General features: G+C 35.5%; 10 protein-coding genes. 4 read left to right on the top strand and 6 right to left on the bottom strand.

Features of this window, described 5'->3' with window-relative positions:
* Nucleotides 1-21 precede the first annotated feature (21 nt).
* The 4 genes from hemW to AC4AGG_RS13505 all read right to left on the bottom strand — a co-directional run bounded on the left by hemW (nucleotide 22) and on the right by AC4AGG_RS13505 (nucleotide 4,345).
* The gene (gene hemW / locus AC4AGG_RS13520; protein ID WP_489772539.1) at nucleotides 22-1,146 is read right to left on the bottom strand and encodes a radical SAM family heme chaperone HemW; all 1,125 of its coding nucleotides are present in this window, start codon (nucleotides 1,144-1,146) and stop codon (nucleotides 22-24) included.
* Between the two features lie 50 nt (nucleotides 1,147-1,196).
* Nucleotides 1,197-2,147 (bottom strand): PorP/SprF family type IX secretion system membrane protein, encoded by a 951-nt coding sequence (locus tag AC4AGG_RS13515; RefSeq protein ID WP_489772538.1) that lies wholly within the window; start codon nucleotides 2,145-2,147, stop codon nucleotides 1,197-1,199.
* Nucleotides 2,148-2,193: 46 nt separating this feature from the next.
* The gene (locus AC4AGG_RS13510) at nucleotides 2,194-3,258 is read right to left on the bottom strand and encodes an RluA family pseudouridine synthase (RefSeq protein ID WP_489772537.1); all 1,065 of its coding nucleotides are present in this window, start codon (nucleotides 3,256-3,258) and stop codon (nucleotides 2,194-2,196) included.
* Nucleotides 3,259-3,322: 64 nt separating this feature from the next.
* Nucleotides 3,323-4,345, bottom strand: a complete 1,023-nt coding sequence (locus AC4AGG_RS13505; protein WP_489772536.1) for a PASTA domain-containing protein — start codon at nucleotides 4,343-4,345, stop codon at nucleotides 3,323-3,325.
* A 143-nt stretch (nucleotides 4,346-4,488) separates the two neighbouring features.
* On the opposite strand from AC4AGG_RS13505, the gene AC4AGG_RS13500 reads away from it, so the two are divergent.
* The 4 genes from AC4AGG_RS13500 (at nucleotide 4,489) to AC4AGG_RS13485 (ending at nucleotide 7,427) form a co-directional block, all read left to right on the top strand.
* Nucleotides 4,489-5,472 carry a D-alanine--D-alanine ligase gene (locus tag AC4AGG_RS13500; RefSeq protein WP_489772535.1) on the top strand — a complete coding sequence of 328 codons (984 nt, stop codon included), beginning with the start codon at nucleotides 4,489-4,491 and terminating at the stop codon, nucleotides 5,470-5,472.
* Between the two features lie 68 nt (nucleotides 5,473-5,540).
* Nucleotides 5,541-5,999, top strand: coding sequence for a pantetheine-phosphate adenylyltransferase (coaD, locus tag AC4AGG_RS13495; RefSeq protein ID WP_489772534.1), 459 nt, complete (start codon nucleotides 5,541-5,543; stop codon nucleotides 5,997-5,999).
* A gap of 33 nt (nucleotides 6,000-6,032) precedes the next feature.
* Nucleotides 6,033-6,740 carry a hypothetical protein gene (locus tag AC4AGG_RS13490; protein WP_489772533.1) on the top strand — a complete coding sequence of 236 codons (708 nt, stop codon included), beginning with the start codon at nucleotides 6,033-6,035 and terminating at the stop codon, nucleotides 6,738-6,740.
* A gap of 45 nt (nucleotides 6,741-6,785) precedes the next feature.
* On the top strand, nucleotides 6,786-7,427 hold the full coding sequence (locus AC4AGG_RS13485; protein ID WP_489772532.1) for a trimeric intracellular cation channel family protein: 642 nt from the start codon (nucleotides 6,786-6,788) through the stop codon (nucleotides 7,425-7,427).
* Between the two features lie 114 nt (nucleotides 7,428-7,541).
* Here AC4AGG_RS13485 and AC4AGG_RS13480 read toward each other — a convergent pair whose 3' ends face one another.
* Nucleotides 7,542-9,731: a reprolysin-like metallopeptidase gene (locus AC4AGG_RS13480; RefSeq protein WP_489772531.1), complete on the bottom strand. Its 2,190-nt coding sequence runs from the start codon at nucleotides 9,729-9,731 to the stop codon at nucleotides 7,542-7,544.
* 11 nt (nucleotides 9,732-9,742) lie between these two features.
* A partial coding sequence (locus AC4AGG_RS13475; protein WP_489772530.1) for a hypothetical protein occupies nucleotides 9,743-10,202 on the bottom strand: 460 nt, incomplete at its 5' end.

Raw genomic sequence — 10,202 nt, 5'->3', positions numbered from 1 at the left:
AACTTTAAATTCAAACAACACTTAAAGCACAAACAAGTCAGAAGCAATTCCATCAGCTAGAAACCAGTGCTTCTCAGGAATTTTGAGGTAATCATCTTCAAAGACGATGGTTTGGTCTTCTAAATGACTTTTAAGATTTTTTTCAAATTCTTCAATAAGCTCATCCGAAAATTTGTTGTATAACTTGGTTTTATCAACACCCCAAGTCGTCCTCAATCCTATCATTAACATTTCGTTGAGTTGGTCCTTTTCGGATAGAATTTCAGTCTGTTTAGGAAGCTTATTGTCTACTAAATCCTTAATGTACTGTTGATTATTAGAGACATTCCAGCTTCTTTCGTTAATACCATTGTAGGAGTGTGCAGAAGGTCCGATTCCTAGATAAGGTTCGTACTTCCAATACGCTGAATTATGCCTTGAAAGAAAACCCGGTTTTCCGAAATTAGAAATCTCATAATGTTGAAATCCATGCTCTTTCAAAAAATTTGTCATGTAATAAAACTCTTTATTCTGTACAGATTCATCTGGAGATTTCACCTTGCTTGTCTTAATCCATGAAGCAAGTGCTGTTTTTGGCTCTATAGTTAAAGCGTATGAAGAAACGTGCGGAACTTGTAAATCGACCGTTCTCTGAAGGTTGTTTTTCCAAATTTCAAAATCCGAAGTTGGACTGCCGTAAATTAAATCAATGCTGATATTTTCGAATCCAAAATCTTGACTCCTTTTAATCGAACTTTCAGCTTCCGAAGCATTGTGAGCTCTATTCATTAATTGTAAATCAGCTTCATAAAAACTTTGGGTACCAATCGACAATCGGTTAACTTCTGTCCTAGATAACCCTTTTAGAAAATCATTATTAAGGTCATCTGGATTAGCTTCCAAGGTAATCTCAATATCTTGAGAAAAGGAAAAATACTGAAGAACCTCATCAATCAGTCTTTGGATTTCGTCCACCTTTAGTATAGATGGGGTTCCACCTCCAAAATACAAAGATTGTATGGTCTTATTCTCCAATTCATTGTGTCTAAGTGAAATCTCCCGCCTAATTGCGGACAACATCTCTTCTTTCCACTTCAAAGAAGTAGAAAAATGAAAATTACAATAGCTGCATTTCTGCTTGCAAAAAGGGATATGGATGTAAATCATAAAAAAAGCTCTGAAAAATCAGAGCTACAAATTTATTTAAAATAATTTCTTTAGTATCTAAATCCTCTTTTGTTGATGAAGTTATCAAAGTTGAACCCAAGAGAAACCATGAAACTGTTACCACCGTAATCCTGAATATCAGAAAGTCCAATGTTATAAGTACCTCCAATCATTAATTTATTCAATTTCACTTTGATTACTGGAGCTATACTAAGATTCTGGTTATCATATCTGTTCTGAGCATATCTGAAACTTGCTCCGACTGAAAACTCATTATAATCATTATGAACAGTTCCTACCAAATTGAAATCAGCTAATCTTGTTGAATTAGTGTTAAGGTTAACTAATGCAGAAGGCGTCAATTTGAAGCTATCTCCCAAATTAATATCTTTTCCTAAATTCATGAAAATCTTAATTGGAGAAGGCTCCTGATTATTAACGATAGGTTCGTCATTACTAACAGCAATATCATTAACTGAAGCTCCACCGAACCATCCTCTGTAAGATCCTGCTAAACCAAAGTTGGTATATGCCAAAAATATATTACTTTGATCACCATACAAACTTGGATCATTGAAATCCTCAGGATTCAACATCGTGTGGTCAATATTCATGTTATAGAAAGAAACACTTGCTCCAAAAGAAAATTGGTCTCTTCTTTCTCCTTCATCACTTAACGGGATAAAATAAGAACCTCCTAATGTTATTCCTCCAGAAGTGTAAGGACCATTTTGATCTCTAAAAACACTCATACCTGCACCTACTCTATCAAAAATATTAGCATGCATACCGACAGATTGTACATTAGGCGACTCGCTAAAATTAGCATACTGCTTTTGATAATTAAGATTTAATTGTACATCATCGGTCTTACCGTATTGTGCAGGATTGAAGAGAAAGTCCCCGTCAAAAAGGTATTGCTGATAATAAGGTAAAGTTTCTTGTGCATTGTATGCTCCTGAAATTAATGCAAAACATACGAAAGCAAATATTTTTCTCATAACAAGTTATTGTTTACAGTTCAACAAATATAAAAAAAAACTTTTATTATAATTGGTTTTCCAAATATTTTCTCCATTTTTTTAGAGCTAAGTCCATATCATTTGGCATTGGACTTTCAAAATACATTTCTTTTTTGGTCGTCGGGTGTATAAAACCAAGAGTGTGGGCATGCAATGCATGTCTTGGAAGAACCTCAAATACATTGTTGATAAATTGCTTGTACTTTGGAAGCTGACTTCCTCTTAAAGGAATATGCCCCTCATAGCGTTCATCATTAAAAAGAGTATGACCAATATGCTTAAAGTGAGCTCTAATCTGATGTGTTCGACCGGTTTCCAATTTGCACTGGACCCAGGTCATATATCTAAATCTTTCTAAAACTTTATAATGTGTCACCGCATGCTTTCCTTGACTTCCATCTTCATAGACAGCCATCTGCATACGATTCTTTTGATGCCTTCCAATATGACCAGTAATCGTCCCTTCATCATTGGCAACATTACCCCAAACAAAGGCCCAATACAGTCTTTTGGTTTTTCTATCAAAAAACTGTTTAGCAAGATAACTGAGTGCATACTCAGTTTTTGCCACTACCAATAACCCGGAGGTATCTTTATCTATCCTATGAACAAGCCCTACTCTATCCAAGTCAGACTTAGTTCCATTTTTCTCAAAATGAAAAGCCAATGCGTTGACTAACGTCCCATCCCAATTTCCGTGTCCGGGATGCACAACCATTCCAGCTTCTTTATCAACTACAATAAGGTCGTCATCTTCATAAACAATGTTAATCGGAATATCTTGGGGAATAATTACCGTCTCTCTAGGAGGTCTTGAAAGTACTACTGAGATTTCATCTCCTGGTTTAACACGATAATTTTGTTTTACAGGCTTTTTATTGACCAAAACATTACCTGCTCTACACGTTTGAGAGATTTTATTCCGAGAAGAATTTTGACGAAATATCAGAAGATACTTATCTATTCGTAGTGGCTCTTGTCCTGGATCAACCTTTAGATTAAGATGTTCGTACAGTTCCTCGTTCTCCTCTTCATGAGAAGAACCTTCTAAAATTTCATCATCAAAAATCTCTTCGGATTCATTTACCATCTTTAGAACAAATAGCTGTACTTTTTTTCCTGTAATTAAATTTTATCAACTAACCCAACCCCAATTACTTCGAACTTGAATTAGATTTGGAATCAGTCTTTGGACTTGTACTCGCTGGCTTGGGCGCAGCATTCGTTTTATTCTGAGCTGGCGCAGGTGTTGTTCCTGTTGAAGGCGCAGGTGCAGGTTTCACCGAATTATCAGTTGAAGGAGGTGGCGGTGGTGGAGTTACGTGTTCTTCAACAACTTCAAACTCCTCAAATCTGACAGGCGGTAATGTTGTATCAATTTTGATTCTATAAATCGAATTAAGATAAGAAATTTTGTTTTGCAGTTCAGCCGGCGTCTTCTTACTCGCCCACAAGTCCACTTGCATTCCTTGATCCCTAATATCTCCAGGAGATGGATCCTGATAATAAACAATATCTGAAGGATCTCCACTTCCATCCTCATGCTCGACCAATCCAACTTCAAAAAGACTAGATGCTATCACAGCTTTAGCTTCTGCTACAGTTAGTCCAACTACGTTAGGAATAACAATATTTCTTTTAGGACCTGTACCAATAACGACATCAATGGTTGTAAATCTAGGAAGCTTGGTTCCTGGTTTCAAAACTTTACCATTCAACATCAATCGGATAACAGCATCCTTCTGAACATTGGATTCAAAAATAGTGTCACCAACCGCTAAACCAACTTGATTAAGTTGACTAAAAGCAAGTCCCATATATCGATCCAAAACATCAGGAACCTGAACTGGAGCCCAAGATCTTGGATTAACTTTTAAGAGTACGGTTCTTCCCCCTTTCACTCTTGATCCAGCAGCAGGAAATACCGCTAAAACCTGAAAAGGTTTGTATTTTGGATCATATTTGAAGCTATCTACTTCATATTCTAATCCCGCATCGTCAAGAACCTTCACCGCATTCTGCACGGTAAGATTCATTACATTAGGAACGGGAATTTCTTGTCCGTGACTTGTATGATATTCCAACCAACGAAAAGTCAGCCAAACCAGCCCAACAAAAATAGCTGACGCAACCAACAGATTTACAAGAACTTTCCAGTTGAAAAGAGATTTTAGCATAATAAATAATACTTTTTCCAAAGGCAAATATAAATAATATTTAATTTAAATACAGTAACGTAGGAATCAAATAAGATTTTTGCCAATTAAGTTCTTGTGATTTTAGAAAATCAGTACATTTGCTACCAAACTTGTATAAAGAAATGAACAAAAAAAATATTGCCATTGTCATGGGCGGATATTCCGATGAATATGTCGTTTCCCTTAAAAGTGGACAGCTAATTTATGACTCACTAGATAGAGAACTTTATCACGTATATAAGATTGTCATCTTGAAAAACGAATGGTATTTTCTCACAGAAAACGAAGAAAAACTACCCATCAACAAGGAAGACTTCACGGTGACCTTAGGAGACGGCACAAGATTAAAATTTGATGTTTGCTTCAATATCATCCACGGAAGTCCAGGAGAAAATGGAATTTTACAAGCCTATTGGGACGCTATTGGCCAGAAATATACAGGTTGTGATTTTTATCAAAGTGCTCTAACATTTAACAAAAAAGATACCCTTGCGGTTCTATCCAAATACGGCATTCCTTCTGCAAAAAGTATTTATATCAGAAAAGGAGACGCTATTTCTTCGGAATCGATTGTTGAAGAACTAGGACTACCTCTTTTTGTAAAACCTAATCAAAGCGGCTCATCATTGGGTATTTCTAAGGTGAAAAGTATTGAAGAATTACCAAAAGCACTTGAATTTGCTTTCAAAGAAGACAATGAAGTCCTCATCGAAAAATTTCTTGATGGAACAGAAGTTTCTGTAGGTGTTATCGACTATCACGGAAAAACGATTGTGCTAGGTATCACAGAAATTGTATCCAAAAATGAATTCTTTGACTACGAAGCCAAATATGAAGGAGCTTCCGAAGAAATCACCCCCGCAAGAATCAGTCCTGAAGCTACCAAAAAAGTGGAAGAAATTGCAATGAAAGCTTACGAAAGTTTGGGAATGAGTGGTTTTTCGCGCAGTGAATACATTATCATGAACGATATCCCTTATATGTTGGAAATGAATACCAATCCTGGATTTTCTCCAGCAAGTATTCTGCCTCAGCAAGCAAAACATTACGGCATCTCTATCAAAGATTTGTGCGGAAACGAAGTAGAGAAAGCACTTTTAAAATAATATTTATTCATGATTCGTTTTAGAGAAAGCAGATCGCTAAACTCTAAAATTAAAAATCTTAATTCAAAATGAGAATTGCCGTATTTCCAGGATCTTTTGATCCTATCACTTTGGGACATCTGGATATTATAGAAAGAGCTGTGCCTTTATTTGACAAGCTTATAATCGCAATTGGTCAGAATTCCCAAAAAAAATATATGTTCCCTTTGGAAAAAAGAATGGAATTCATTAGAAAGTCCACCGAACATTTTTCGAACGTGGAAGTTGATTTTTTCGAAGGTCTGACTGTTGATTATTGCCTTCAAAAGGGGGCTACTTTCATCATCAGAGGATTGAGGAATCCAGCCGATTTCGAGTTCGAAAAAGCGATTGCACATACCAACCGAACTTTGGCTCACAAAAAACTGGAAACAGTCTTCCTTCTGACCTCATCCGGAAAATCATTTATCAGTAGTAGTATTGTCAGGGAAATCATCTCCCATAAAGGCGAATACGAGCTGCTTGTTCCTGATGCGGTTAGGGTATAGATAATAAAATTAAAAAGTACTGAAATCACAAAAATGATTAGAAAATTAGCTTTTAAATATTTACATTTAATAATTATTTTTGCACTTCTCTTCATTCCTATTTATATAACCTCCAAAGAATTGCTTGTTAGTGCATGTATAACTATCATATTATTGACATTTACTTTAATAATGATCGGTATCAATACTTTTGCAGGAAAAAAGATTCATTCTAAAATCATCAACAAAAACATATTCATAGATTTACGTCAGGAGGGCTTTAAAAATGAAAAAATAGCAGATTATGAAGGTCTTATTAGAACCTGTGAAAACAGAACTGTCAGAGTATTTTATAACTGGAATAAACTTGCTCAAGGTTTTCTAAGTTTTGGTGATATTGAAATCAATATTTATTTCGAACCTCTTTTGCTTGACAATATAGAGGGAAAAATAGACCTCAAAAATATTAAACGACTAAATAAAAAATATAATAAGATATTTGGGTTTAAAACAAAGAAAACTCTATTTTCTTTTGACCGACTAAACATTTTTATTAATTATTATCCTTGGACTAAAGCTTCCACAGTTTTAAAAGAAATAAAAAGAGGAGTTGGTATACTCGACGAAAACAATCTACCTCCCCTCGATATAAATAACATTACAGATGAAAAACTCTTATTGGCTAAAAAGAATGGATATTTCCTACCTTCCATGCAACATATATTTGACTACATAGAAAAAAATAAAAAAATACCATCATAGAATTTCACTTAATTAATTTTTAGTTAAATTTTTCAACTTATAAAAATGCTTCATCAAAATTTCAATTTCGTTATAGAGGTTTTAGGAACCGTTTCGTTTGCAATGTCAGGAGCTTTTGCGGCGATGCAAAAACGTTTTGATATTTTTGGTGTGCTAATTATTGCATTTATCACCTCTGTTGGAGGCGGAACGGTAAGAGATTTACTACTGGATGTCCCTGTTTTTTGGATGCATGATATCTTTATCTGTGGGATTATTTTCATCAGCACTGTGACTGCTGTATTGGTAAAATCTATCGAAAAAAACTTTAGGGTTACTCTTTTTATGTTTGACAGTTTTGGACTGGGACTATTTACCATCATAGGTATACAGAAAGGAATAAACTCTGGCTTACATCCCTTGATTTGTCTAACTTTAGGAACCATAACAGGCTGTTTTGGAGGTATTATAAGAGATATTTTACTTAATAGAATTCCGCTTATCTTTCGAAAAGAAATTTATGCGACTGCTTGTATTGTTGGAGGAGCTGCTTTTTTGTTAATGACCAATCGAACTACTTTATCCTACTCCTTCATCCAAATATCAACCATTTTATTGATTGTGGCTATCCGAACTTTAGCTGTAAAATACAAATGGGAAATGCCGAAAATGTATTCCTATGGAGACCGCCCGCCTGATGAAGAGTAAAGACTCTCTAAGTCAATAGCTACAATTAAACACTTATATTATCGACATTAAAATGAAAACATAAAAAAATGCGCTAGAATTAGCGCATTTTTTATAATTAGGTAATAATCTATCTTACTTCTTAATGATTAATTTTTCTGAGTGTTTTTTTCCATTACTCGAATACACTGATATTACATAATTCCCAGTTTCATAACCATTCAACGGTATACTTATTGTTCTGTTCAATACTCCTTTTGATACCAATCTTCCTACCGCATCGTGAATTAGATATTGCGCCTTTTCTGATTTGCCTTTTAACCTTATCGTCACTGTTTCACTTGCCGGATTAGGAAAAATATCAAATGTACTTGTCTCTACTTCGTTAGTTGCCAAAGCACCCGTAATTGAAAAGCTTGAAGAATTAAGAGCATAGTATATATTTCCAACCGCCCTCACCATAATTCGTGCTGACGAAACATTTAAATTGGGTAAGGTAACTGATTGAGAACCGTCATTAGCTGTCCCTGCAAGCAATACTGTATCAAAAGTGAGTCCACCATCTTTCGATAGTACAATGTCTACTGTTGGTGTGTTAATTGTACCCGTATTGGTTCCTGCAACGTTCCATGTTACTGTTGTAGAACTATTTGCGGTGTACGCAATATTAGAGGTGTGAGAAGTAACCGTAAAAGGTCCATCGTTGGTTACTGTTACAACCATTGCATCTTTAGCGGATTGACCACCTGTTGCCTTGTTATCACTAACTAACAAATTGAAATTCAAAGTTCGAGCAACACTTGGAGTCACTTCCCAAGTTGGCACCAAATTATTTGCTACGACAGATGAAAGTTTTGGAAAATAACGACTTGGCGATGTTGTTGGCAAATAAGATCGATAAACAGGTCCTGCAGTAGCAGTGGAAACAGGGGGCTGTGTATTACTCGTATTATTGTATTGTTCCCAAAGATAAGTAATGGCATCTCCGTCAGGATCAGCTCCAACACCTGTTAAGATAAATGCTGTTCCTTTTGGAATAATATAATCTGCTCCTGCATCAGCCGTTGGCTCATTATTTCCTGTAGGGGTTGTCACTGGACAATTACTTCCTGTCCCAATAATGAAGTTATACATTTCTGTTACATTTACCCCATGAAAGTAAGAATCACTATTTGATTGCACATTATTAACTGCGGTACAAATTCCAGCATATGCCATAATAGTACTTCCGCTTCCCGGCTCCATTGCAGTAGTAGTATTAGCATTGCCAGAACAAGAACCAGTATTTGCCCTAAATGAATGATTTCCTCTGAATTGATGACCCATTTCATGAGCTACATAATCAATATCAAAAGGATCTCCAACAGGAGCTCCTGAACCTGTCACGCCTCTAGCCTTGTATGATTCAACACATACAACCCCAAGATTAGCAACCCCTCCACTATTTGTACCAAAAACATGTCCTATATCGTAGTTAGCAGTACCTATAACGGAATCAGTATTTGTTTGATTCTGAGTTAGCATAGTTGAAGCGTTCCCATTTGTGTAAGGATCAGTCGAACTATTAGTATAAATAATCGAGGTATTATTAGCCACCAATTGCATAGTAACAGCAAACGTTTTTTCATAAACCCCATTCACTCTTGTCATGGTCGTATTCATTGCAGCTAAAGCTAAAGCAACCGTACCCCCTTGAAATGTAGTATACTCAGCAGTCGCTGACAAAGCAAGTCTATAAGTCCTAAATAAACCATCTTGCACCAAAGGAGCTCTCATGACTGCTGTTTGATCCAAATTACTAAGATCAGAACTTACTTCGCAATTGAAGCTTGTTGAATTCTTAATATCTTTTCTTTTGTACACAATGTAAGTAGAATTATCCTTTGTGTAACTATCCATATAACTTATGTCCCATCCATCAAAATACATGACATGGATACCAAACTCTGGTGAGATACTAAATCTTATGGTATTTGACGAATTATTCTTTTGCCACCCAACAAATGAACGAATTTCCGGAAATTGAGCTTGTAATGCTGGAGCCATAACCGAGGCTTCCTGCACAATATAGTCTCTAAAGCTACCATCTGAATCTGGAAACTTTAACACAAAACTTTCGTTGTTCGAAAAACGAGCTGGTGCATTAGACAAATCTGATTTAATTTTTAAAAAGTCAAGATGAAATAACAAAAATTTATCAGGCACATTGACTCTCTCCCTCAGCTGCGATTCGCCAATCTTGTCGGTTTTAGACCAATAATTTTCTTGGGAGAATAGCATCATCCCCACCAATGAAAACATAAAAACACAAAACTTAGTCTTCATAAAATATCTATTTAATTCTGAATTATAACTACATTACTAATGGCAAGTTTTCTTTTAACACATACTAGCACATTAGGCTCCACTTTATTATTTTCATCCATCTGCGGATCATTAAATGGAACAACATCTATCGTTAATGTTCCATCTTGAAAAGTGATTTTTTTAATTTCTATATCATTAGAGGTTTTGAGTACTGGCCTAAAGATAAGGTAAGTCTCTGCCTCATTGACCATTGGTATAGGAGCACCCCGAACATTATCACTATTAATTTTTTCAAAAACTTCATCCATCATACTTTGATTGTCCAACACCAAAAAAGATCCAGAAATCAAAGACATCCGATAATGAAACCTGTCTTCAAACTCAATTTCTGATGCGATCACGTTCATATTCTTGTTTTGTTCTTGTGACTTGCAAGCGCTAAACAGCATTAAAATGATTAACAAAAAAGAACCCTTCATTTTATTAATT

The sequence above is a fragment of the Chryseobacterium sp. CG10_8 genome (assembly GCF_058117085.1).
The sequence above is the reverse complement of the archived record's forward strand: the minus strand, read 5'-3'. Positions and strand labels throughout refer to the sequence as shown.